At 66.1% G+C, this 24,755-nt stretch carries 18 protein-coding genes; 12 read left to right on the top strand and 6 right to left on the bottom strand.

The annotated features are described in order from the left end of the window. Position 1: 1 nt before the first annotated feature. From ACFQ2S_RS07330 to ACFQ2S_RS07280, 11 genes are all read left to right on the top strand, one after another. A complete protein-coding gene (locus tag ACFQ2S_RS07330; protein ID WP_089232272.1) occupies positions 2-508 on the top strand; it encodes a flavin reductase family protein in 507 nt (168 codons plus the stop codon). Positions 509-552: 44 nt separating this feature from the next. Further along, positions 553-1,398, top strand: a complete 846-nt coding sequence (locus ACFQ2S_RS07325; protein WP_386073803.1) for a PaaX family transcriptional regulator C-terminal domain-containing protein — start codon at positions 553-555, stop codon at positions 1,396-1,398. A gap of 185 nt (positions 1,399-1,583) precedes the next feature. Continuing rightward, complete coding sequence (locus ACFQ2S_RS07320) at positions 1,584-3,977, top strand: glycogen/starch/alpha-glucan phosphorylase (protein WP_386073802.1); 2,394 nt, start codon at positions 1,584-1,586, stop codon at positions 3,975-3,977. A 46-nt stretch (positions 3,978-4,023) separates the two neighbouring features. Next, positions 4,024-6,237: a 1,4-alpha-glucan branching protein GlgB gene (gene glgB / locus ACFQ2S_RS07315; RefSeq protein WP_449369412.1), complete on the top strand. Its 2,214-nt coding sequence runs from the start codon at positions 4,024-4,026 to the stop codon at positions 6,235-6,237. A gap of 40 nt (positions 6,238-6,277) precedes the next feature. Then, the gene (gene glgC / locus ACFQ2S_RS07310; protein WP_386073800.1) at positions 6,278-7,546 is read left to right on the top strand and encodes a glucose-1-phosphate adenylyltransferase; all 1,269 of its coding nucleotides are present in this window, start codon (positions 6,278-6,280) and stop codon (positions 7,544-7,546) included. Next, positions 7,543-8,979: a glycogen synthase GlgA gene (glgA, locus tag ACFQ2S_RS07305; RefSeq protein ID WP_386073799.1), complete on the top strand. Its 1,437-nt coding sequence runs from the start codon at positions 7,543-7,545 to the stop codon at positions 8,977-8,979. Before glgC ends, glgA begins: the two co-directional genes overlap by 4 nt. Next, the gene (gene glgX, locus ACFQ2S_RS07300) at positions 8,976-11,069 is read left to right on the top strand and encodes a glycogen debranching protein GlgX (RefSeq protein ID WP_386073798.1); all 2,094 of its coding nucleotides are present in this window, start codon (positions 8,976-8,978) and stop codon (positions 11,067-11,069) included. The genes glgA and glgX overlap by 4 nt, the downstream gene beginning before the upstream one ends. Next, positions 11,066-12,997, top strand: a complete 1,932-nt coding sequence (gene malQ, locus ACFQ2S_RS07295; protein ID WP_386073797.1) for a 4-alpha-glucanotransferase — start codon at positions 11,066-11,068, stop codon at positions 12,995-12,997. Before glgX ends, malQ begins: the two co-directional genes overlap by 4 nt. 68 nt (positions 12,998-13,065) lie before the next feature. Beyond that, a complete protein-coding gene (locus ACFQ2S_RS07290) occupies positions 13,066-14,697 on the top strand; it encodes an alpha-D-glucose phosphate-specific phosphoglucomutase (RefSeq protein WP_386073796.1) in 1,632 nt (543 codons plus the stop codon). 182 nt (positions 14,698-14,879) lie between these two features. Then, positions 14,880-17,264: a phosphoenolpyruvate synthase gene (gene ppsA, locus ACFQ2S_RS07285; protein ID WP_386073795.1), complete on the top strand. Its 2,385-nt coding sequence runs from the start codon at positions 14,880-14,882 to the stop codon at positions 17,262-17,264. A gap of 284 nt (positions 17,265-17,548) precedes the next feature. Beyond that, a complete protein-coding gene (locus ACFQ2S_RS07280; RefSeq protein ID WP_386073794.1) occupies positions 17,549-18,091 on the top strand; it encodes a hypothetical protein in 543 nt (180 codons plus the stop codon). On the opposite strand, the gene focA is transcribed toward ACFQ2S_RS07280, so the two are convergent. The 4 genes from focA to ACFQ2S_RS07260 form a co-directional block, all read right to left on the bottom strand. Beyond that, complete coding sequence (focA, locus tag ACFQ2S_RS07275) at positions 18,088-18,948, bottom strand: formate transporter FocA (RefSeq protein ID WP_386073793.1); 861 nt, start codon at positions 18,946-18,948, stop codon at positions 18,088-18,090. The genes ACFQ2S_RS07280 and focA overlap by 4 nt on opposite strands. Positions 18,949-19,007: 59 nt before the next feature. After that, complete coding sequence (pflA, locus tag ACFQ2S_RS07270; RefSeq protein WP_386073792.1) at positions 19,008-19,787, bottom strand: pyruvate formate-lyase-activating protein; 780 nt, start codon at positions 19,785-19,787, stop codon at positions 19,008-19,010. A 49-nt stretch (positions 19,788-19,836) separates the two neighbouring features. Then, positions 19,837-22,092, bottom strand: a complete 2,256-nt coding sequence (gene pflB, locus ACFQ2S_RS07265) for a formate C-acetyltransferase (protein ID WP_386073791.1) — start codon at positions 22,090-22,092, stop codon at positions 19,837-19,839. 522 nt (positions 22,093-22,614) lie between these two features. Then, positions 22,615-23,316, bottom strand: a complete 702-nt coding sequence (locus ACFQ2S_RS07260; RefSeq protein ID WP_386073790.1) for a PRC-barrel domain-containing protein — start codon at positions 23,314-23,316, stop codon at positions 22,615-22,617. Between the two features lie 95 nt (positions 23,317-23,411). Between ACFQ2S_RS07260 and ACFQ2S_RS07255 the strand changes: the two genes are divergently transcribed. After that, positions 23,412-23,717, top strand: a complete 306-nt coding sequence (locus tag ACFQ2S_RS07255; protein WP_386073789.1) for a hypothetical protein — start codon at positions 23,412-23,414, stop codon at positions 23,715-23,717. Between the two features lie 5 nt (positions 23,718-23,722). Here ACFQ2S_RS07255 and ACFQ2S_RS07250 read toward each other — a convergent pair whose 3' ends face one another. After that, a complete protein-coding gene (locus ACFQ2S_RS07250) occupies positions 23,723-24,334 on the bottom strand; it encodes an exopolysaccharide biosynthesis protein (RefSeq protein ID WP_386073788.1) in 612 nt (203 codons plus the stop codon). Between the two features lie 124 nt (positions 24,335-24,458). Further along, positions 24,459-24,752: a hypothetical protein gene (locus tag ACFQ2S_RS07245; protein ID WP_386073787.1), complete on the bottom strand. Its 294-nt coding sequence runs from the start codon at positions 24,750-24,752 to the stop codon at positions 24,459-24,461. Positions 24,753-24,755: the final 3 nt, after the last annotated feature.

Here is a 24,755-nt window from a genome sequence, read left to right as displayed (position 1 = left end):
GATGACCGACAGTTTCGCCCCCGGACCGGGCCGCGAGCGCGAATACCGCACCGCTCTTGGCGCCTTCGCCACGGGGGTAACCGTCGTCACCTGCCGCGATGCCGACGGGCCGCTCGGCTTCACCGCCAACAGCTTCACCAGCGTCTCGCTCGACCCGCCGCTGGTGCTGTGGTCGCCGGCCATTACCTCGCCCCGCCACGACGCCTTCGTCGCGGCGCATGATTTCGCGATCCATGTGCTGGAAGCCCGCCAGCTCGACCTGTCGGAGCGTTTCGCTGCCGAGGCGCGCAATTTCGACGGTATCGACTGGCGCGAGGACGCGCGTGGCGTGCCCGAGATCGCCGGTTGCCTGACCCGGCTGGAGTGCCGGCATTTCGCCGCCCATGGCGCGGGAGACCATACCGTGGTCATCGGCCAGGTGGACCGGGTCACCCATACCCCGGGCTCGCCGCTCGTCTTCGCGCTCGGCTCCTACGGGCGCTTCTCACCCAGCCATCCGGGTGACTGAACGGCTAACATTTTCGCTCGGCGAACAGCCACTTGCATCCCCCCATGGGCTGGCAGAATGTGCCGCTCATGGACCTGCCGTCGCCTGACCCAGTCGCCCCCCTCATACGATCGCTGCTTGCCGAAGGGCGACCGCGTGTCTGGTCTCTCATTGTCACGGTTCTGGGCGACGCGGTGGAGCCGCATGGCGGCCGGATCGCCTCCGCGCGGCTGTCGGAATTGCTCGAACGCGTGGGAATTGCGTCTGGCGCCATGCGGGCGGCGCTTTCGCGGCTTGCTGCCGACGGATGGCTGGAGCGTGAGCGGGAAGGCCGCGCCAGTTTTCACCGCCTGAGCCGCGACCGGCTGAGCGAATACCGCAAGGCCTCGCGTGAGATCTATGCCGCGCCCAGAACAGGCGACATGCAGGACTGGGTGCTGACGATCGGGGTGGCGCCCGATGCGCGCGGCGGGTTGCTGCTCGCGCCGGGCACGGTGCTCTGGCCGGCCGAGGCCGCCCCGAAGCAGGGGTCCGGGCTCAGCATCACCGGCAAGCTCGACCTCTCGGGCAGCATCCCGCTTCCACGACAGCACCTCGACGCCCGCCGCCGGATGCGCAGCGACCTCGCCGCCCTCGACGCTTTCCCCGCCGACCTCGCCCCGCTCGACGCCATGGCGGCGCGACTGCTGCTCCTGCACCGCTGGCGGCGGCTGGTGCTGAAGTTCCCGGATCTGCCCGCCGGGGTCGACCCGACCGGCGACACCGACCTGCGCCGGACGGTGGCCGAGCACTACCGCCGTTTGCTGCCCGCCTCGGAGCGCTGGCTGGCGGAGGCCGGCCCGGGGTTCGACGCCCTGCCCCCCGCCGCGACCGGCGCCGAGCCCTTCACCCGCTTCACGCAGCCTGCCTGAATTCACGGCAGCGGGCGCCCGGGTGGCGTTGTGCCGTGAGCGATTCCGCAACAGCCCCGCTCCGTTGGGCGGGGCGGCGGCCCTGTGGGCGCGGCCGGGGTTGCGCCGGTTCGGTGGCTCGGGAATAACCTCGCTGAACGACACGTGCCGCCCTCCCCTCCCGTGGCACCAACCGAGGACGACAGATGACACCCGCCCAGATGAAAGACGCGATCCTCCATCACCTTGTCTACACGCTCGGCAAGGACGCTGCGCACGCGCAGACCTATGACTGGCGGATGGCCCTGTCCTTTGCCGTCCGCGACAAGATCGTCGATCGCTGGTTCGAGGCCACCCGCCGCACCTACGCTGGCCAGCACAAGCGGGTCTATTACCTGTCGATGGAGTTCCTGATCGGCCGCCTGCTGAAGGACGCGATCATCAACATGCGCCTCGAGGAGGCGGCGATCGACGCGCTGCAGGAGCTCAAGGTCGACTACCAGGCGATCCTCGAGGACGAACCGGATGCCGCGCTCGGCAACGGCGGCCTCGGACGACTCGCGGCCTGTTTCATGGAATCGATGTCGACCATCGGTTGCCCGGCCATGGGCTACGGCATCCGCTACGAAAACGGCCTGTTTCGTCAGCGATTCGAGAACGGCCGACAGGTGGAGGAGCCCGAAGACTGGCTGAGCCAGCGCCACGCCTGGGAATTCGAGCGCCCCGAGGTTTCCATCGACATCGGCTTCGGCGGCCACGTCCAGGAGATCGGCAAGCGGGCGAACTGGTATCCCTCCGAGATGCTGATCGCGATGGGCCACGACACGCCGATCATCGGCTGGCGGGGCCGCTGGGGCAACACGCTGCGCCTGTGGGAAGCGCGTCCGATGCACGGCTTCGACCTGCAGCGCTTCAACCGCGGCGACTATGCCGCCGCCGCCGAGCCCGAGGCGCTGGCGCGCACGCTCTCCCGCGTGCTCTACCCCGACGATACGACCGAACAGGGCAAGGAGCTGCGGCTCAAGCAGGAATTCTTCTTCACCTCCGCGAGCCTGCGCGACATCCTGCGCCGCTTCGAGAGCGAGTATGACGACCTGAGGCTGCTGCCCAAGAAGGCCGCGATCCAGATGAACGACACCCACCCGGCCATCGCCGGGCCTGAGCTGGTGCGCCTGTTGGTGGACGAGCGCGGGATCGATTTCGAGGAAGCCGTCGGCATCGCCCGGAACACGCTCTCCTACACCAACCACACGCTGTTGCCCGAGGCGCTGGAACGCTGGGACGAGGGCCTGATGGGCCGCCTCCTGCCCCGCCACCTGCAGCTCATCTTCCGCATCAACGAGCTGCACATGAAGGACGTGGGCACCCGCAAGGTGACCGCGGTGGACGACGGGCACGTCAAGATGGGCGAGCTCAGCTTCATCATGGCGCACAGGGTCAACGGCGTGTCGGCGCTGCACACCGAGCTGATGAAGTCGACGGTCTTCAAGGACCTGCACGAGCTTCATCCCAACCGTATCGTCAACGAGACCAACGGCGTCACCCCGCGCCGCTGGCTGCTGTCGTGCAACCCGCGGCTGTCGACGCTGATCACCGACGCGATCGGCGACGACTGGGTCGACGACTTGGAGCAGCTCGAGAAGCTCGAGCCCCACATCGACGACGCGGCCTTCCTCGAGAGCTACGCCGCTGCCAAGCGGCAGAACAAGAACGACCTCGCGAACTGGATCGCCGAGAAGCTCGAGGTCGGCATCGACCCCGAGGCCATCTTTGACGTGCAGATCAAGCGGATTCATGAATACAAGCGCCAGCACCTGAACCTGCTGGAGACCATCGCCCACTGGCTGGAGATCCGAGACAACCCCAACCAGGGCTGGGTGCCGCGCGTGAAGATCTTCGGCGGCAAGGCGGCGCCGGGCTACGTCTTCGCCAAGGAGATCGTGCGCCTGACCAACGACGTCGCCAAGGTGCTCAACAGCGACCCGCTGACCTCGCGCTATCTCAAGGTGGTCTACCCGCCGAACTACAACGTGAGCCTCGCCGAGAAGCTGATACCGGCCTCCGACCTCAGCGAACAGATCTCGACCGCCGGCAAGGAAGCCTCGGGCACCGGCAACATGAAGTTCGCCCTCAACGGCGCGTTGACGATCGGCACGCTGGACGGTGCCAACGTGGAGATCCGCGAGCATGTGAAGCCCGAGAACTTCTTCCTCTTCGGCATGACCGCCGACGAGGTGATGGAGCGCCGCAAGATCGGCGGCCATTCCGGCCAGGCGATCGCCGCCGACCCGCGCCTTGCGCGCGCGATCGAGGCGATCCGCGCCGGCCGATTCAGCCCCGACGAACCGGGCCGCTATCATGGCATCGTCGACAACCTCGTGCACCACGACTACTTCCTCGTCTGCTCCGATTTCACCGATTACTGGCGGGCGCAGCGCGAGGCCGACACGGCCTTTGCGGCACCGAAGGACTGGGCGCGGATGGCGGCCTTCAATACGGCCCGGTCGGGCTGGTTCAGCTCTGACCGGACAATCCGCGGCTACATGGCAGATGTCTGGCACGCCGAGGCCGCGCCGACGGTCGAAGACGCCGCAGGTTGAGGTCTTTGCTTGCGGAAGTGGTGCGAAGGAGTAGCCTGAAATCATGATGACCGACACCTCCGCCCCACCCCCGCAAGCGCCGCTGTCTCACGAGACCGCACAGCAGATCGCCCATGGCGCGCTGCACGATCCCTTTGCGATCCTTGGCCCGCAGGACCACGCGGGCCAGGTCTGGGTCACGGCCTACGACCCCGGGGCCCGCGCCATGGAAGCGGTCATGGACGGCACCGGCCACCCGCTGCCACCCGTCGATGGCGCGCCCGGGGTGTTCTGCGGCCCGGTGCCCGCACGCGCGCCCTACATGTTGCGTGGCCGCAACGCCGCCGGCGAGACCTGGGAGCACGAGGACCCCTACCGCTTCAGCCCGGTGATCGGCGAGATGGACGAATACCTGCTCGCCGAAGGCACCCACCAGCGCGTCTGGAAGGTGCTTGGCGCCCACGTGATGGAGCACGAGGGCGTCCGCGGCACCCATTTCGCGGTCTGGGCGCCGAATGCACGGCGGGTGTCCGTCGTCTGCGACTACAATTGCTGGGATGGCCGCCGCAATCCGATGCGGCTGCGGGGCTCCACCGGGGTCTGGGAGATCTTCATTCCCGGCATCGGCGAGGGCGCTCCCTACAAGTACGAACTGATCGGCGCCCAGGGGCAGCTGATAGCACAGAAGGCCGATCCGGTCGGATTTGGCTCGCAGCATCCGCCGGAGACGGCGAGCGTGGTGCGCGACATCTCCGGCTACGGCTGGCACGACGGCAAGTGGATGAAATCCCGCTCCGCCAGCAACGCCCATGACGCCCCGATCTCGGTCTACGAGGTGCACCTCGGCTCCTGGAAGCGGATTGCCGAAGAGGGCAACCGCCCGCTGTCATACAAGGAGGCGGCCGTCGAGTTGGTCGGCTATGCCAAGGACATGGGCTTCACCCATGTCGAGTTCCTTCCGATCAGCGAGCACCCGTTCGATGGCTCCTGGGGCTACCAGCCGATCGGGCTCTTTGCGCCGACGATCCGCCACGGGCCTCCCCACGAGTTCCGCGACCTCGTCGATGCCGCACACAAGGCCGGGCTCGGCGTCATCCTGGACTGGGTGCCGGGGCATTTCCCGGCCGACGTTCACGGGCTGGCGCAGTTCGACGGCACCGCGCTCTACGAGCATGCCGACCCGCGCGAGGGGTTCCACCAGGACTGGAACACGATGATCTACAACTTCGGCCGCACCGAGGTTGCCAACTTCCTGATCTCCAACGCTCTGTATTGGCTGGAGGAATACCACGTCGACGGGCTCCGGGTGGATGCCGTCGCCTCGATGCTCTACCGCGACTATTCCCGCCAGGAGGGTCAGTGGATCCCCAACAAGGACGGGGGCCGCGAGAATTACGAGGCGATCAGCCTGCTCCAGCGCACCAACATGATCTGCTACGGCGAGGTGCCCGGCATCCTGACCGCGGCGGAGGAAAGCACCTCCTTCCCTGGCGTTTCCAAGCCGGTGGACGCGGGCGGGCTCGGCTTCGGGTTCAAGTGGAACATGGGATGGATGAACGACACCCTCGACTATATCGAGCGCGAACCGATCCACCGCAGGCATCACCACCACCAGATGACCTTCGGCATCCACTATGCCTTCAGCGAGAACTTCATCCTGCCGATCAGCCATGACGAGGTGGTGCACGGCAAGGGCTCGATGCTGACCAAGATGCCGGGGCTGGAGGGCGACAAGTTTGCCAACCTGCGCGCCTACTACGGGTTCATGTGGGGGCACCCGGGCAAGAAACTGCTCTTCATGGGCTGCGAAATCGCCCAGTGGTCGGAATGGAACTACAAGGACCAGATCGACTGGAAGGCGGCCGAGTACCACACCCATGCCGGCGTGCAGCGGCTGGTCAGGGATCTCAACCATCTCTACCGCGAGACGCCGAGCCTGTATCTCAAGGACTGCGAGCCCGGCGGGTTCGAGTGGCTCGAGGCCAACGACATGGACAATTCGATCTATGCCTGGGTTCGCCGCGGCGGGCCCGACGATCCGCCGGTGGTCGTGGTGTGCAACTTCACGCCGGTCGAACGCAGCGGCTATCGCGTGGGCCTCCCCCTTCCGGGGCGGTGGCGGGAGGCGCTCAACACCGATGCCGAGCCCTATGGCGGACAGGGGCGCGGCAACATGGGGAGTGTGACCACGGAGGAGAAGGACTGGCATGGTCAGGATCACTCCGCGCCGCTGACGCTGCCGCCGCTATCGACGATCATCCTGGTGCACGACGAGGACTGAGTAGCGCCCGTAGAAAGACATTGAGGGAGGGAAACCAACCATGCCGAATTCACATGTGAGACTGTCTTCGAGGGCGATGGCCTTTGTATTGGCCGGCGGACGGGGCAGCCGCCTCAAGGAACTGACCGACCAGCGCGCCAAGCCCGCGGTCTATTTCGGCGGCAAGAGCCGCATCATCGACTTCGCGCTCTCCAACGCACTCAACTCCGGCATCCGCAAGATGGCGATCGCCACCCAGTACAAGGCGCATTCGCTGATCCGGCACTGTCAGCGCGGATGGAACTTCTTCCGGGCCGAGCGCAACGAGTATCTCGACATCCTGCCGGCCTCGCAAAGGACAGGCGGCGAAAACTGGTACATGGGCACAGCCGACGCGGTGACCCAGAACATAGACATCATCGACAGCTACCACATCGACTACATCCTGATCCTCGCCGGCGACCACATCTACAAGATGGACTACGAGATGATGCTGCAGCAGCACGTCGACTCGGGCGCCGACGTCACCATCGGCTGCCTGACCGTGCCACGGGAAGAGGCCAGCGCCTTCGGCGTGATGGACGTCGATGCAACGGGGCGCATCATCAGCTTCCTTGAGAAGCCCGCCAATCCGCCGGGAACGCCGGACGATCCCAACGTGACGCTGGCCTCCATGGGGATCTACGTCTTCAACTGGAAGTTCCTGCGCGAGATCCTGATCGAGGATTCCGAGAGCCCGAACTCCAGCCACGATTTCGGCAACGACATCATCCCGAAGCTCGTGAAGGGCGGCAAGGCCGTCGCCCACCGCTTCACCGACAGCTGCGTGAAATCCACCCCCGATGCCCCGGCCTACTGGCGCGACGTCGGCACCGTGGACGCCTTCTGGAAGGCCAATATCGATCTCACCGACTTCACGCCGGAACTCGACCTGTGGGATCACGAATGGCCGATCTGGACCTATTCGGAATCCGTCCCTCCGGCCAAGTTCATCCATGACGAGGCCGACAGGCGCGGCATCGCCGTGTCCTCGATGGTTTCGGGCGGCTGCATCATCTCGGGCACCGAGGTCCGCAATTCGCTTCTTTTCACCATGGTGCGATCCAATTCCTTCTCGGTACTGGATCACGCCGTCGTGCTGCCGTATGTCACGATCAACCGCCATGCGCGGCTGAAGAATTGCGTGATCGACCGCGGCGTGATCATCCCGGACAAGCTCATCGTGGGCGAGGATCCCGAGGAAGACGCCAAGTGGTTCCGGGTCTCCGGCAAGGGGATCACGCTGATCACGCAGGACATGCTCGACAGAAGGGAAGCCGCGCTCTCATGAAGGTTCTCTCCGTCGCCTCGGAAATCGCCCCTCTGATCAAGACCGGCGGGCTGGCCGACGTGGCCGGCGCGCTGCCGGCCGCGCTCAAGGCACAGGGCGTCGAGATGCGCACCCTGGTGCCCGGCTATCCGGCGGTGCTCGACGCGCTCGGCGAGGGGCGGCAGGTTATCACCGACGGTGACCTTTACGGTGGTCCGGCGCAGGTGGTGTTCGGAAAGGCCGCGGGGCTGGAACTCTACGTGCTCGACGCGGCCCACCTGTTCTACCGCGAGGGCGGCCCATACGCGGCGCCGGACGGCTACGACTGGTGGGACAATGCCGAGCGTTTCGCGGCGCTCTGCTGGATGGGCGCGCGGCTATGCGCCGAGGGGCACCTGCACGGCTGGAAACCCGATGTCCTGCAGGCCCACGACTGGCAGGGCGGCCTCGCACCGGTCTACCTGCAGCGGATGGGTGCGTCGCATACAACCGGCTCGGTGATGACGATCCACAACATCGCCTTCACCGGCTCGGCCGGCGCCGACATGATCCACCGCCTGCGCCTGCCGATGCAAGGTTACAATGCCGGCGGCTACGAATTCTACGGCCGGATCTCGGCGCTGAAGGCCGGCATCTCCTATGCCGACAAGGTCAACACGGTCAGCCCGACCTATGCGAAGGAGCTGACCACCGAAGCCTTCGGCATGGGGTTCGACGGCACGCTCAAGTACAAGGGCAAGGATTTCACCGGCATCCTGAACGGCATCGACACAGACGCCTGGAACCCGGAGACCGACCCGAACATCGCCACCTACAAGGCGCCGCGCGCCAAGACCAGGGCGCGCGAGGCGCTGATCGCGGAGATGGGGCTCGATCCCGACGGCGGGCCGCTCTGCGTGGTGGTCTCGCGCCTCACCGAGCAGAAGGGGCTCGACCTGCTGCTGGCCGCCCTGCCCCGGCTGATCGAGCGCGGCGGCCAGCTCGCCCTGCTCGGTTCCGGCAACCCGTGGCTCGAAAGCCAATTCTTCGCCGCGGCTGGCAGCCATCCTGGCCGCGTGGCAGTCCGGATCGGCTATGACGAGCCGCTCTCGCACCGGATCATCGCAGGCGGCGACGCGATCCTGGTGCCGTCGCGCTTCGAACCCTGCGGGCTGACCCAGCTCTACGGGCTGCGCTATGGCACGGTTCCGGTGGTCGCAAAGACCGGTGGCCTGGCCGATACCGTTATTCCGGCGACCGTTGCCACGCTGACGGCGAAGGTCGCCACCGGCATCCAGCACGCCCCTGACAGCGTCGAGGCGCTGGAAGACGCCATCGACACACTCTGCGACCTTTGGGCCGACCCCAAGGCCTACCAGCAGATGCAGCGCAACGGCATGAAGTTCCCGGTCGGTTGGGACACATCGGCCGCCGCCTATGCGGCCCTGTTTGCAGAGGCGGCAAAACACCCGTGAGGCATCCCGAATACGCTATTTCCGGAGGGCGCCCGGCGCCGCTCGGCGCGACCTTTGACGGCGACGGCGTGAATTTCGCCGTGTTCTCGCAGCATGCGACGGCCATGGAGGTCTGCCTGTTCAGCGCGGACGGCAAGACCGAGCTGCAGCGCCTGCGCCTGCCGGAACGGGACGGCGATGTCTGGTATGGCTATGTCTCCGGTCTCCGGCCCGGGCAATACTACGCCCTGCGCGCCCACGGCCCCTACCGGCCTGACGTCGGCCACCGCTTCAACCCCAACAAGCTTTTGCTGGACCCCTACGCCAAGCGGCTGACCGGGACGCCAGTCTGGCACGATGCGCTGATGGGCTACCAGATCGGCTCCAACGCCCGCGATCTGAGCTTCGACACCCGCGACAGCGCCCCCTACATGCCGCGCTGCGTGGTCGAAGACCCCGCCTTTTCCTGGGGCTACGACCACCCGCCGCGCACCCCGATCGCGGATTCGGTGATCTACGAGGCCCATGTGAAGGGGCTGACCCAGATGCACCCCCACGTGGCACCCGAGGGCACCTTCCTCGGGCTCGCCACCGACCCGATGCTGGAGTACTACCACAAGCTCGGGATTACCGCGATCGAGCTGCTGCCGGTGCACGCCTTCCTGACCGACCGGTTCCTGCACGAGAAGAACCTGTCGAACTACTGGGGCTACCAGACGCTCGGCTTCTTCGCGCCGGACCCGCGCTACCTCTCCGAAGGCCGCATCAGCGAGTTCCAGCAGATGGTGGCGCGGCTCCACCATGCCGGGCTCGAGGTGATCCTCGACGTGGTCTACAACCACACCTGCGAGGGCAACGAGCTTGGCCCCACGCTCAGCTTCCGCGGCCTCGACAACCTCAGCTACTACCGGCTGATCCAGGACCGGCGCTACTACATCAACGACACCGGCACCGGAAACACGCTCAATCTCGACCACCCGATGGTGCTGCGCATGGTGATGGATTCCCTGCGCTACTGGGTCGAGGTGATGCATGTGGACGGCTTCCGCTTCGACCTCTGCTCCACGCTCGGCCGCACCGATCACGGGTTTGACCCCGGTGCGAGCTTCTTCGACGCGATCCGGCAGGACCCGGTACTGACCCAGGTCAAGCTGATCGCCGAGCCCTGGGACGTGGGCCCTGGTGGCTACCGGCTCGGCGGCTTCCCGCCCCCGTTCCACGAGTGGAACGACCGGTTCCGCGACGGCGTGCGCCGGTTCTGGCGCGGCGACCCGGGCCGCGCACCCGACCTCGCGGGCCGGCTCACCGGCTCGGCGGCAGAGTTCGACCATTCCGGCCGCCCGGCCACCGCGTCGGTCAACATGATCACCGCCCACGACGGTTTCACGCTGCACGACGTGGTCAGCTACAACGGCAAGCACAACGAGGCCAACGGCGAGGACAACCGCGACGGCCATTCCGAGAACTACAGCGACAATTTCGGCTGGGAAGGCCCGACCGACGACCCCAAGATCATCGAGGGCCGCAACCGCCGCAAGCGCGCGATGATCGCAACGCTGATGCTCTCCCAAGGCACGCCGATGCTGCTGGCGGGGGACGAACTTGGCCATTCGCAGAACGGCAACAACAACGCCTATGCCCAGGACAACCCTACCAGCTGGATCGACTGGGCCGAGGCGGACACGGATTTCATGGCCTTCACGGCCCGGCTGATCCGGTTCCGCCGCGAGCACCCGATCCTGCGCCAGAAGGTGTTCCTGCACTCGCGCGAGCGCCGCATCGACGGGCGCGAAGACCTGTTCTGGTGGCGCGCCGACGGCAAGCCGATGTCGACGTCCGACTGGGTGGACCCCTCGCTCCGGATCGTCTGCGTGGAAATGCGCACAGCCTCAGGAACCCCCGTCTTCGCGGCGACCGAATCCGCGATCTTCATGGTGTTCAACGCAGGCGGCGACACCAAGGTGCGGCTGCCCGTGCCACCCAAGCGTCAGAACTGGGTCTGGTCGATCAACACCGCGACCCCCGACGCCCCCGAGAAACCGGTCCGCAAGACCGAAGTGCTGATCGGCGCGCAGTCGGTCTCGGTTTTCGTGCTGGAGGCCGCCGAATGAACGACGTACTGGTCGCGCTTGCCGACCTGGCGGGCATCCATTTCGACTATTGGGACCAGAACGGCACGCAGGTGCCGACCTCGGACGGCACGGCGCGCAGGCTGCTTGCCGCCATGGGCCTGTCGGCCGAGACGGACGACGCGGCCCGCGAAACCCTCGACCGCCTGCTCGCGGAGGCCGCGCGGCGCGCCCTGCCCCGATGGCTGATCCTGGAACCCGGTCATCCAAGCCACCATCCGCTCGCCCGTCCGACCGATGGCGGCAAGCTGGTCCTGGAGGACGGCACCGAGATGCCGCTCGCGGCCGGAGCGGTGCTGGACCTGCCGGCGCTGCCGCTCGGCATCCACAGGCTGGAACTGGAAGGCGACGCGACCACGCTGCTCGTCGCCCCGCCGAGCCTGCCGCTGCCCGAACCGGGCTGGGGTGTCACCCTGCCGCTCTATGGTCTGCGAACCGAGGCAGAGGGCGGCTTCGGCGACTACGCCGACCTTGCCCGCGCCACCGAGGGGCTCGCCCGGGCCGGTGCGGATTTCGTCGGCCTGAACCCGGTCCATGCCGGTTTCCCGAGCGATCCCAACGCCTTCAGCCCCTATTCTCCGTCACACCGGCGGCGCTTCAACACCATGCATATCGCGCTGGAGGGCGCGCGGCTGAACGGTGGTGGGGCGTTGATCGACTATCCCGACACCCGACTTCGCCTGCGCGTGCGTCTGGAAGACGAGTTCACCGCCTTCGAAGCCGCTGGCGGCGACCCTGCGTTCGAGGCCTGGCGCGCCGCCGAGGGCGCCTCGCTTGAACGGTTCGCCACCTACCAGGCGCTGGCCGACCGTCACGGCCCCTACTGGTTGGACTGGCCCGAACCGCTGCAGCACCACGGCGCACCTGCGGTCACGGAGTTCCGCGCCGAGAACGCCCGCGCGGTCCTGTTCCACACCTGGCTGCAATGGCGCAGCGAAACCCAACTCGGCCATGTGGCGCAGATCGCCCGCGAGGCCGGAATGCGGTACGGGCTCTACCTCGACCTCGCTGTCGGCACCCACCCCCACGGCGCCGAGACCTGGTCCGAGGGCGCGGGCTTTGCCACCGGTGTTTCGCTCGGCGCGCCGCCCGACGCCTTCTCGCCCGACGGACAGGTCTGGGCCCTGGCGCCGTTCAACCCGCATGCGCTCGCCCGGATGCACTTCCGCCCCTTCGCGGAGACCCTGCGCCGCCAGCTGCGCTATGCCGGGCTGCTCCGAATCGACCATGTGCTGGGCTTCGAACGCGCCTTCTGGGTGCCCGACGACCGGGCCGAGCCCGGCGCCTATGTCGCCATGCCGCGCGACGCGCTTCTGGCGGTGGTTCGCATCGAGGCGACCCGCGCCGGCGCGACGGTGGTGGGCGAGGATCTGGGAAACATCCCCGACGGGCTGCAGGCGGAACTGGCGGCCTCCGGCGTGCTGGGCTGCCGGGTCGCGATGTTCGAACAATATCACCACGGCAACTTCCGCCGCCCGGAGGAATACACCGAGGCCGCCCTGGCCTCCTTCGGCACCCACGACCTGCCGACCTGGGTGGGCTGGCGACGGGGCCGCGACGTGGAGGTCCGGCACGAGATCGGGATCCTATCGGACGAGGATTTTCACAACGGTCTGGACTGGCGTGCGGGCGAGGTGCGGGGCTTCGACGCGCTCTCCGGCGCAGAAGGCGACGATCCCGACCCAATGCATCGCTTCATTGGCGGCGTGCGCAGCCGGCTGGTGGCCCTCCAGCTCGAGGACATCCTCGGCCTGACCGAGCAGGCAAACCTGCCCGGCACCGTCGACACCCATCCGAACTGGCGCAGACGCCTGACCGTTCCGGCCGAAGAGCTTGGCGGCCACCCCGCGGTCCGGCGCGCAGCGGAGATCATGAGCGACACCGGTCGCAACCGGGTCGGATCAGAGTAGACTTGCCCCAAGATGACACAGGCCTGAGATTGACTGGCCAAGACGCAACTGGCCGACAGGAGTGAGCCATGGAACGCATTACCGTCCAGACCCAGCCGATCGAGGGGCAGAAGCCCGGAACCTCCGGTCTCCGCAAGAAGACCGACGTCTTCATGGGGCCGCACTACCTCGAGAACTTCGTTCAGGCGATCTTCACCGGCATCGGCGGCGTGGAGGGCAAGACCCTCGTGCTCGGCGGCGATGGCCGATACTTCAACGACCGTGCCGCGCAGGTGATCCTGCGCATGGCCGCGGCACAGGGCTGCGCGCGGATCATCGTCGGTCAGAACGCGCTGATGTCGACCCCGGCCGCCTCCAACATGATCCGCATCCGCCAGACCGACGGCGGCATCATCATGTCGGCCTCGCACAACCCGGGCGGGCCGAAGGAGGATTTCGGCGTCAAGTTCAACACACCCAACGGCGGGCCCGCGCCGGAAGAGGTGACCAACAGGATCTTCGACGCGACGAAGACCGTCACGAGCTACGACATCCTCGTCGGCGAGGATATCGACCTCGCCACGCTCGGCGAGACGCGGCTTGCCGACATGGTGGTCGAGGTGGTCGACCCGGTCGCGGATTACGCCGCGCTGATGGAGAAGCTGTTCGATTTCGACGCGATCGCGGGGCTATTGAAGGGCGGCTTCCGCATCCGTTTCGACGCGATGCACGCGATCACCGGCCCCTATGCCAAGGCGATCCTCGAGGAGCGTCTGGGCGCGCCTGTGGGTTCGGTGGTGAACGCCGTGCCCTCGCCCGATTTCGGCGGCGGCCATCCGGACCCGAACCCGATCTGGGCCAAGGAACTGATGGACGTCATGTACGGCGACGACGCGCCGGATTTCGGTGCCGCCTCCGACGGCGATGGCGACCGCAACATGATCGTGGGCCGCGGCGCCTATGTCACGCCCTCGGATTCACTGGCGCTGCTGGCTGCCAACGCGCATCTGGCTCCGGGCTATGCAGCAGGGCTGAAGGGCGTGGCCCGCTCCATGCCGACATCGGGCGCGGTGGACCGGGTCGCCGCGAAGCGCGGGCTCGACTGCTACGAGACGCCCACGGGCTGGAAGTTCTTCGGCAACCTGCTGGACGCCGGCCGCGCCACGCTCTGCGGCGAGGAAAGCGCCGGCACCGGCTCCGACCACGTGCGCGAGAAGGACGGGCTCTGGGCGGTGCTCCTGTGGCTGAACATCCTGGCGGCGACCGGCAAGTCGGTGCAGCAGATGCTCGACGACCATTGGGCGGAGTTCGGACGCAACTACTACTCACGCCACGATTACGAGGGCGTGGACAATGCCGCGGCCGAAGGTCTGATGGACAACCTGCGCGCCCGCTTCGACAGCCTGCCGGGTCAGAGCTTTGCCGGGCGGACCGTCGCCAGCGCCGACGAATTCGCCTATGACGACCCGGTTGACGGCTCGCATTCCGCCGGCCAGGGCATCCGCATCGGCTTCGAGGGCGGCGGACGGGCCGTGTTCCGCCTGTCGGGCACCGGCACTGTCGGCGCGACGCTGCGGGTGTACCTCGAAGACCTCTGCGAGGACCCGGCGGCGATGCACCGGGACCCACAGGAGGCGCTTTCCGACATCATCGCCGCCGCCGACGCCATTGCCGGCATTTCCGAGCGCACCGGCCGCAACGGCCCGGACGTGCGCACCTGACGTTGGCGTTGCCGGGGGGCTGTCTGCCCCCCGTCCGGTGCAACGGCGCCGGCCTCCCCCCGAGTATATTTCCGGACAGGCGAAGGCCGGATGCGGACCCGGGCTTGATGCCTGTCAACGAGGTCATCCGGCGGATGTGATACGCTCCGGCTCGCGGAAAGGCGCGATCGGGGAGGAAGATCATGTCCGATTTTGTCATATGGTTCGAGGATCTGGCCCGCGAAGATGTCGGCTTGGTCGGCGGCAAGAACGCATCGCTTGGCGAGATGGTGCAGAAACTTGGCGCGAAGGGCATCCGGGTTCCGGGCGGCTTCGCGACCACGGCGGACGCATACCGCGCCTTTCTCGCCCACAACGACCTCGACGCCCTGATCGACCGCAACATGGACCGGCTGGAAAGCGGTCGGATCACCCTGCACCAGGCCGGACAACGCATCCGCGAGGCGGTGGCCGAGGGCGAGTGGCCCGACGCCATCCGCGCCGCCATCTCCGAGGCCTATGTCGCGCTTGCCCAGCGGCTCGGCCAGGCCGCCCCCTCTGTCGCGGTCCGAAGTTCGGCCACCGCCGAGGACCTGCCGGAGGCGAGCTTCGCTGGCCAGCAGGAGACATTCCTGAACGTCACCGGCGAGGCAAGCCTGCTCGACCATTGCCGGCGCTGCTATGCCTCGCTCTTCACCGACCGGGCTATCACCTATCGCAAGCTGCAGGGCTTCGATCACCGGAACGTGGCGCTCTCGGTGGGGGTGCAGCAGATGGTACGCTCCGACAAGGGCGGCTCGGGCGTGATGTTCTCGATCGACACTGAGTCGGGCTTCGACAAGGTGGTTCTGATCAACGCGGCCTGGGGGCTGGGCGAGAACGTCGTGCAGGGCACGGTAACGCCCGACGAATACCAGGTCTTCAAACCCTTCCTCGACCGCCCCGATCTGGTCCCGATCCTCGAGAAACGTCGCGGGAAGAAGGAGAAGAAGATGGTCTATGCCCGTGGTCCGCACGGCGAGACCACGACCCGCAACGTGCCGACCTCGCGCGACGAGCGGCGGCGGCTGGTGCTGTCGGATGCCGAGATCCTCGACCTCGCCCGCATGGCTTGCACCATCGAGGACCACTACGGCTGCCCGATGGACATGGAATGGGCCCGCGACGGCGAAGGCGGACCGCTCTACATCGTGCAGGCGCGTCCGGAGACGGTTCAGAGCCAGGCCGAGAAGGGCGCGATCCGCTCCTACGGGATCGGCAACAAGGGCAAGCTGCTGCTGACCGGCCTGAGCGTCGGCTCGGCGGTGGCGACGGGCCATGTCTGCCTGATCGAGAGCGCGGCCGAGATCGACCGCTTCGTCGACGGCGCCATCCTCGTCACCGGCACGACCGACCCTGACTGGGTTCCGATCATGAAACGCGCCGCGGCGATCATCACCGACCACGGCGGGCGCACCAGCCACGCCGCCATCGTCAGCCGCGAGCTTGGCTTGCCGGCGATCGTCGGCACGGGGAACGCCACCGACCTGCTGCATGACGAGCAGGAGGTCACTGTGTCCTGCGCCGAGGGCGACACCGGCAACATCTACGAAGGGATCGCGGAGGTGACGGTCGAGGACCTGTCTCTGGAACATATACCGGAGACCCGCACCAACATCATGCTCAACCTCGCCAACCCCTCTGCCGCGGCGCGGTGGTGGCGGCTGCCGACCAAGGGCGTGGGGCTGGCGCGTATGGAGTTCGTGGTTTCCAACACGATCAAGGTCCACCCGCTGGCGCTCACCCGGTTCGACGACCTGACCGACCCGCACGTGCGCGGGGAGATCGAGGCGCTAACCCTGGGCTACGAAGACAAGGCCACTTACTTCGTCGAGACACTGGCCCGCGGCCTCAGCCGGATCGCAGCCTTCTGCCATCCGGAGCCGGTGATCGTTCGGATGAGCGACTTCAAGACCAACGAATACGCCGACCTGCTGGGCGGCCGGCAGTTCGAGCCCGCGGAGGAGAACCCGATGATCGGGTTCCGGGGCGCGTCGCGCTACTACTCGCCGCAATACCGCGAAGGGTTCGAGTTGGAATGCCGGGCAATCCGGTATCTGCGCGAGGAGATGGGCTTCGACAACGTCATCGTGATGATCCCCTTCTGCCGTACCCCGACCGAGGCCGACAGGGTGCTGGAGGTGATGAAGGGCGTCGGGCTGGAGCGCGGCAGGAACGGGCTGCAGGTCTACGTGATGTGCGAGATCCCGTCGAACGTGATCCGGACGGAGGATTTCGCCGAGCGGTTCGACGGCTTCTCCATCGGCTCGAACGACCTCACGCAGCTCACGCTCGGGGTCGACCGCGATTCCGAGATGCTGGCGGAGCTCTTCGACGAACGCGACGCGGCGGTGCAGTGGATGATCGAAAACGTCATCACCCGCGCCCACCAGGTCGGCTCCAAGGTCGGCTTCTGCGGCCAGGCGCCGAGCAACGATCCGGCCTTCGCTCGGTTGCTGGTGGGGTACGGGATCGACTCGGTCTCGGTCACGCCCGACAGCTTCCTGGCGGTGAAGCGACTGGTCGCGGAGGCGGAGGCCGAAGCCTGACAGGGCGCTTGGCGGCCGATTGAGCAAGCAACGACGGCACTGACCGGGAACTTCCGGTCAGCGCAGTCTGTCTTTTTCCGATCTTTTGAGGGTATCGCGCCAGAACGGGGCGCTCATTCGTTCCGTTAACCATCGCCGCGGTTTCCGGACGTATTAACAAACCGTTAATGCTAGACCTGAGATCAGCGACGATCCGGAGTCGCGACGTGTTGACGAGTGAATCCGTGAAAACTCCTGTCCTTTTCCAACTATTGCTGCTGGCATGCCTGTCCGCATCGCCATGCTTGGCCGTGACCATCGAGGCGACCGGAACCGTCACCCGGCTCCGGTTCTTCGGTGCGGACGGCGGCCCCTACATAACCGAGTTCGCAGCCGGCGACCGGCGGCTGGAGAACTGGTCGGGCGGCGCGGCGCTGCTGAGCCAGACAGCTTCGGTCGATCTGGAACTTCGGGAGGCGCGCGGCGGCTGGGCGATGGTCGAGCGGTCGGAGTGCCGGGGCTTCCTGACGCTGTTCTGTAGCGGCCTCGGTGTCGCGCAGGTGCAGGACGGTGCCATGGTTCTCCCGATCCATTCGGCGGCGTCGAACCTGCAGTTCCGGCTGACCGCGACCGAATACAGCTATACCGACGACACCAGGCATGCCTGGTCGAACACGACCGGGGTCTACGATTTCCGCGACGGGTTCAGTATGGTCGTGGCCATCGACTCCTTCGCCCCTTCCCCGACCGCCCCCGTGCCGTTGCCGGCCCCGGGGGTGATGCTGGGAACTTGCCTGGCCGCCGGCGTGGCGCTTGCGCGCCGTCGACGCCCCAGCCGGTCGGACTAGGGCCGCTGTCCTTCGGAGGGACGCAGGTAAATGAACCAGTAGAGTAGCCCGACAAGCAGCCCGCCGCCGATGATGTTGCCGAGGGTCACGGGCAGCAGATTGTGCATCAGGAAGTTCGACCAGGTGAGATCGGCGAATTGCGCGGCGCTCGCGCCGGTCGCCTCCCAGAATTCCGGACCCACGGCGTCCCGTGTGAGGATCGCCATCGGGATCTGAAACATGTTGGCGACGCAGTGCTCGAACCCTGCCGCCACGAACATCGCCACCGGCAGGACGACGGCCAGCAGCTTGTCGGTCACCGTGCGCGCCGAGAAGGTCATCCAGACGCCGAGACAGACCATGACATTGCACATCACGCCAAGGGCCACGGCCTGCCCGAACTCGTGATGCAGCTTGTGCTGGGCGATGGACATGTAGTTGAGCCCCAGTTGCCCGTTGGCCAGCTCATAGTGCTTGGCCATCTGCATGATCAACACGAGGCCGAAGGCGCCGACGAAGTTGCCGGCGTAGACCAGCGCCCAGTTGCGCGCCAGCTGGGCCCAGGTGATCTTGCGGCTGGCACGGGCGACCACCGTCAACACGGTCGAGGTGAAGAGCTCGCCGCCGTTCACCACCACCAGCATCAGCCCGAGACTGAACGCGAGCCCGCCCATCAGGCGGTTGGCGCCCCAGCCCATGCCGGTATTGCCGGTGGTGACCACGGTGTAGAAGATAAAGGCGATGCCGATGAAGGCGCCGGCCGTGATGGCCAGGACGAAGGTCGAGACCGGGTTCTTGGTGGCCTTGGCCACGCCCATGTCCTCGGCTTTCCAGGCCATCGCCTGCGGAAGCAGGGCGTCGAAAGTCTGATGCTGCATCTGTGTCGAAGTCCGTCGTCAGGCGGGCGGCGGGTCGTCCGGCCCGCCCTGCCCGCGGATCAGGTCGCGACGAGCCCGCGAGCGCGGAAGATGTCCCGCGCCGCTTCGGCTTCGTCATGTGTCGGTGTGGGCGTGTCGCGGAGCTTGTAGTCGAGCCCGAGCCGATCCCATTTCGAGATGCCGAGCTGGTGGAACGGAAGCACCTCGACGAGCTCTACCAGATCGCCGTAGCTGGCGACGAGGTCGGCCATCTTCGCCACGTCGTCGGGCGCGTCGGACCATCCGGGCACCAGCACGTAGCGGATGCGCATCTGCTTGCCCAGCCGCACCAGCCGCTGCGCGAAATCGAGCGTGGGCTGCAGCTCCTGCGCGGTCAGCTCCTTGTAGCGCACGGGATCGATATGCTTGATGTCCAGCATCACCAGGTCGATCGCGTCGAACCAGCTGTCCGGCACCTTGCCATGCAGGAAGCCCTGGGTGTCGAGCGCGATGTGCAGCCCCCAACGCTCCTTGATCGCCCGCGCCGTGGCGCCGACGAACTCCGCCTGCATCAGCGGCTCGCCGCCGGAGAAGGTCACGCCCCCGGCGAACTTGAGGAAGCGGGAATACTTGCCGACCTGGGCCAGCATGTCGTCGACCTCCACCCGGGTGCCGTTGTGCAGCTTCCAGGTGTCGGGGTTGTGGCAATAAAGGCAGCGGAACTGGCAGCCCGCCATGAAGAACACGAAGCGCATCCCCGGGCCATCGACGGCGGCGCCGGATTCCACCGAATGGAGGAACCCGTGGCAGGCGGCTTCATGGATGCCGTCGAAGGTGTCGTCTGGATAGGAAATCGTCATGTCCTCACTCCGGTGCAGACGGGGGGGCCACGTGGCCCCCCCGACTATCTCACATCTTGTTATGGAACGTCCGACCGATCACGTCGAGCTGTTGCTCGCGGGTCAGCTTCACGAAGTTCACAGCATAGCCGGACACGCGCACCGTGAGCTGCGGATGTTCCTCCGGGTGATCCATCGCGTGCATCAGCGTTTCACGGCTGAGCATGTTGACGTTCACGTGGAAGCCGCCAGCGTCGACATAGGCGTCGAGGCAGTTGGACAGGTTGCGCACCTGCTCGGCTTCGGTGTGGCCCATCGAGGTCGGCGTGGCCGAGGCCGTCCAGGAGATGCCGTCCTTGGCGAACTCATAGGGCAGCTTGGCGACCGATGCGCCGGCGGCGACGAAGCCGTTCTTGTCGCGGCCGTTCATCGGGTTCGCACCGGGGGCGAAGGGCTCGCCGGCGGCGCGGCCGTCCGGAGTGGCGCCAGTCTTCTTGCCGTAGACCACGTTGGACGTGATCGTCAACACCGACTGCGTCGGCATCGACTTGCGGTAGAAGTGCGGCTGGGCCTCGACCTTCTTCATGAAGACTTCGGTCAGCCAGACGGCGATGCTGTCGACCTTGTCGTCGTTGTTGCCGAAGGCCGGGTATTCGCCCTCGATCTTGTAGTCGACGGCCAGGCCCTTCTCGTTGCGCACCACATGGACCTTCGCGTGCTTGATCGCCGAGAGTGAGTCTGCCGCGATGGAGAGGCCGGCGATGCCGCAGGCCATTGTCCGCAGGATGTCGCGGTCGTGAAGCGCCATCTCGATCCGCTCGTAGGCGTATCTGTCGTGCATGTAGTGGATGCAGTTCAGCGCCTTGACGTAGGTCTTGGCCAGCCAGTCCATCGTCTTGTCGAACTTTGCCACCACCTCGTCATACTCGAGTACGTCGCCGGTGATCGGCTCGAAGCCGCCTGCGATGAGCTTGCCCGACTTCTCGTCCACGCCGCCGTTGATCGCGTAGAGCAGCGCCTTGGCGAGGTTGGCACGGGCGCCAAAGAACTGCATCTGCTTGCCGATGGCCATGGCCGAGACGCAGCAGGCGATGCCGTAGTCGTCGCCCCATTTCGGGCGCATCAGATCGTCGTTCTCGTACTGGATGGCGGAGGTGTCCTTGGACACCTTGGCGCAGAAATCCTTGAAGCCACGCGGCAGGCTGGAGGACCAGAGCACCGTCAGGTTTGGCTCGGGCGCCGGGCCGAGGTTGTAGAGCGTGTGCAGGATCCGCATGGAGTTCTTGGTCACCAGCGTGCGGCCGTCGAGGCCCATGCCGCCGATCGCCTCGGTCACCCAGGTCGGGTCGCCGGAGAACAGCTCGTCGTATTCCGGCGTGCGCAGGAAGCGGATGATGCGCAGCTTCATGACCATGTCGTCGATCATTTCCTGCGCTTCGCTCTCGGTCAGCGTGCCGCGGGCGAAATCGCGCTCGATGTAGATGTCGAGGAAGGTCGAGACCCGGCCGATCGACATCGCGGCGCCGTTCTGCTCCTTCACCGCGGCGAGGTAGCCGAGGTAGGTGAACTGGATCGCCTCGCGGGCCGTGGCGGCCGGCTTGGACATGTCCACACCGTATTTCAGGCCCATCTCGCGCAGTTCCTCGAGCGCGCGATATTGCTCGCTCAGCTCTTCGCGCAGGCGCAGCGTCTCGTGGTCGAAGACGGCGTCGTCAAGCTCGCGATGCTCGCGCTTCTTGTCTTCCTTCAGGAAGTCGATGCCGTAAAGCGCGACCCGACGGTAGTCGCCGATGATCCGGCCGCGGCCATAGGCATCCGGCAGGCCGGTGATCACACCGGACTTGCGGCAGGCGATGATGTCGGGGGAGTAGACGTCGAAGACGCCCTGGTTGTGGCTCTTGCGGTACTTGGTCCAGATCTCGTGGACCATCTCGTCCGGCTTGAAGCCATAGGCCTCGAGGCCGTTCTCGACCATCCGCAGGCCGCCGTTCGGCATGATCGCCCGCTTCAGCGGCGCATCGGTCTGCAGGCCGACGATAATCTCGAGATCCTTGTCGATGTAGCCGGCGTCATGGGCCGTGATCGTGGAAGGGCGGTCGGCAGAAACGTCAAGGACGCCGGCGGCGCGCTCCTTCTTCAGCAGCTCCCCCAGCTGGGCCCAGAGCTTCTCGGTGCGCTCGGTCGGACCGGCGAGGAAGCTGTAGTCGCCTTCGTAGGGGGTGTAGTTCTCCTGGATGAACCCACGCACATCCACCGCCTGGCGCCATGTGCCATTGGAGAAGCCGTCCCAAGGTTCGGAAATCGTGGTGGATGAATGTGCGTTCATGGTCGCCTCCTGGCGTTACATTTCGGGCGGACAGCGATCATTGGTCCGCGACGGTGTCTCGGTCTGCGTGGTCGGCCTAGTTGGAGGCCTGCCGGGGAGGTATTTCAAAGGCGTCTTCCCGGCCCGGTCGACAACGCCACCTTTGCGCTGTCGCTACGCTAACATATCGTGTGAACACGTTTTCGTTCAACTGGCGCAAGTCGGGTTGAAAAATAAATATTTCATATTTATCAATACGTTGCAAAATGGATCAGGTCGGCAATGCGCGCCACGCATGGAATCCGCCGGGTCACCACCTTTCGAATTCTGCCCTGCAGCATTGCATTTGTTTCGCGGCGACACTTTGGAGAACCGGAAGGGCAGCACGCGCAACAATAGTTCCCGTTGAAGACTCGCCACCCCGAGGCGCGGCGAGTCTCTCCCGCGGAAAAATCGTGGAATGATGAGGCGATGGCGGAACACATGGTCCGTGAGTCATGGTGAGACCGCGCCGCGTGGACACTCTAGAAGGCGCTCTTGCCACTATGCCCTTCGGCCCGGCCTGCTCTCGCCGGTCCCCGCTGGATCGGCAGCGCGCCCCCCGAGATCCTGAAAGACAAGATGGGTGCCCTCCCCACCAAGGTGCCGCAAGGCGCCATAGGGGATTTCCCGACCACGGGTTGGAAGCGCTCCGTCTGCCTCCAGCACGACGGCGACAATTCGGCGGCTATCCGGATCGAAGTCGAGATCATGCACCTTGCCCAGTTCCCCGGATGCGTCGAACGCGGGAAGGCCGAACCAGGCGCTGACACGTTGCAGGTTTCGAGACATCTGCGGCCTGGCCGCTGCCGGCGCCGGGGCTGTCTCTGCCCGCTCCTGCAATGCGCGGACCTGCTCGTACATCAGGATCGGCGACACTGTGCTGCCGAAGGGGCCAACGATCACAGGCGGCCATTTCAGCAGGTCGATACCCCCGCCCCCATCGGACTCGCCCCATCGCGGAGCGGCGTCGAGTGCTTGCTCGTCGAGAGCAACCCTCCACCCAGCGTCGGCCTGGACGTCCTCCGGCGGAGAAAGAAATTCGCTGGAAACGAGCACCCTGTCGGAGCTTATCCACCCGCCGATATCGACGAGAATGTGGGTCAGACCGCCATCCTCGATCCGAAAGAACGCATCACTGAACGTGCCGTCCCGATCTCCGACGTAAAGTGGGCCGCCATGCAGGTTTCTCAGGGACTTAAGCATCCGAACCTCCCTTCGCAGGTGTTTTCAGGCAATCGGACAACGCTGACGAGACCCATTGGTTCCTGCCGCCTGCCATTGAACAGCGGCCTCCGCCCGTGTCAGACTGCCTCCTGACGTTCCCGACACCCTGGAGGCCCGCCAAGTCCGAAGTCTCGGATCCCCTGCTCGAAGGCCGGCTCATTGCCCTGCGTCATGTCCTCTGCCGGCTCGCTGCCGGAGATACGGGGGCGGATCTTCTGGCCGCGTTCGACACCATGGTGCAGGACGGCCAGGAAGATCCCGGCGCGTCGGCCGAGGACGCGGTGGACGCGACAGCCTTTGCGATCCGCCAAGCCAAGGCGGACGAAGAACGCGCCTTCCGGAACCTTCTCGATATTGCCCTCCAGTCCGGAGCGCGCTGAAACGCTCAGAACATTCCTAAGGCCGTCAGCGGCAGTACGAGCGCGCCTCCCATCGCGACGATCCCCAGCAAGGCGAAGAGCCCGTCGCGGGTCATCAGGGATGTCGAGAGCAGCAATACCGCCGCGCCGAGAATGGAGGAGGAGAAGGGCACCACTTCAAGGAGGGGCATGCAAAGACCACAGACAAGGCAGAGTGCCTGAATCCATTTGCGCATCGGCCAACGCGTCAGCGGGGAAAGACGCTTGCGGGAGTGACTGTCCAGCCAGTCGGCCATTCGGTGCACCCACTTCATCGCGCCCTGGGCCTTCTCGCCGTTGATCTCCCGCCTCATCAGAAACCCGGGAAGCCAGAGGTGGTTGCGTCCGAACAACATTTGAGCGGCGACAATCGCGATGGTCAGCCCGCAGGCTGAGGAGAACAGGGGGATACCGCTCAACGGGGTCACGACGAGGATGGCCGGGATCATCACCATCGGCAGAAAGGATTGTGCGCCAAAGGCGTCCGCAATGTCGCCTATCGAAACGCACTCTTCGTCCGCGAAGTCGGAGAGCTTTTCCACGATGCTGCGCACCGGGCGCTCCGCATCGGTTTCATTCCCTGTAATGCAGCCTTGCATTGAAAGTCTCCCGTCAATCCCGGCCGATTGCGCGACGCGCAGCGGCCGCCCAGGTTCATGAGGTGACAGCGATAAAGATCAGCCCGGCCAGAAGCGTGGCCCCGACCGCCAGAAAAGCCGCCATCTAGGTCGGGCTCCGGCCCGACGTGACATCAGCCACACCGGCGCCGGAAGCGTCGCGAAAGGACGTCTCGTCCAATGCATTGACGGCGCGTTGATCAGGAGCGCTCGGCCCGACGCTCTCGGCGTCCAGCGGCAGACGGATGCGGCCTCTTTGCCGCCGTCCCTCCCGCTCCGACGCGGAATCGAAGTCGACGACGGCCCGGCTGTCTGAATAGACGTGAATCACCTTGGGAGCTGCGCTTAGTGCCCGCTTGCCCGTCTCTGCCTGCGTTCCGAAGTTCGAATTGAGCTGCATTGC

It is taken from the genome of Tropicimonas aquimaris, assembly GCF_042676185.1.
In the GTDB taxonomy this organism is placed as follows: domain Bacteria; phylum Pseudomonadota; class Alphaproteobacteria; order Rhodobacterales; family Rhodobacteraceae; genus Tropicimonas; species Tropicimonas aquimaris.
This window is presented reverse-complemented; position numbering and strand designations above follow the sequence as displayed.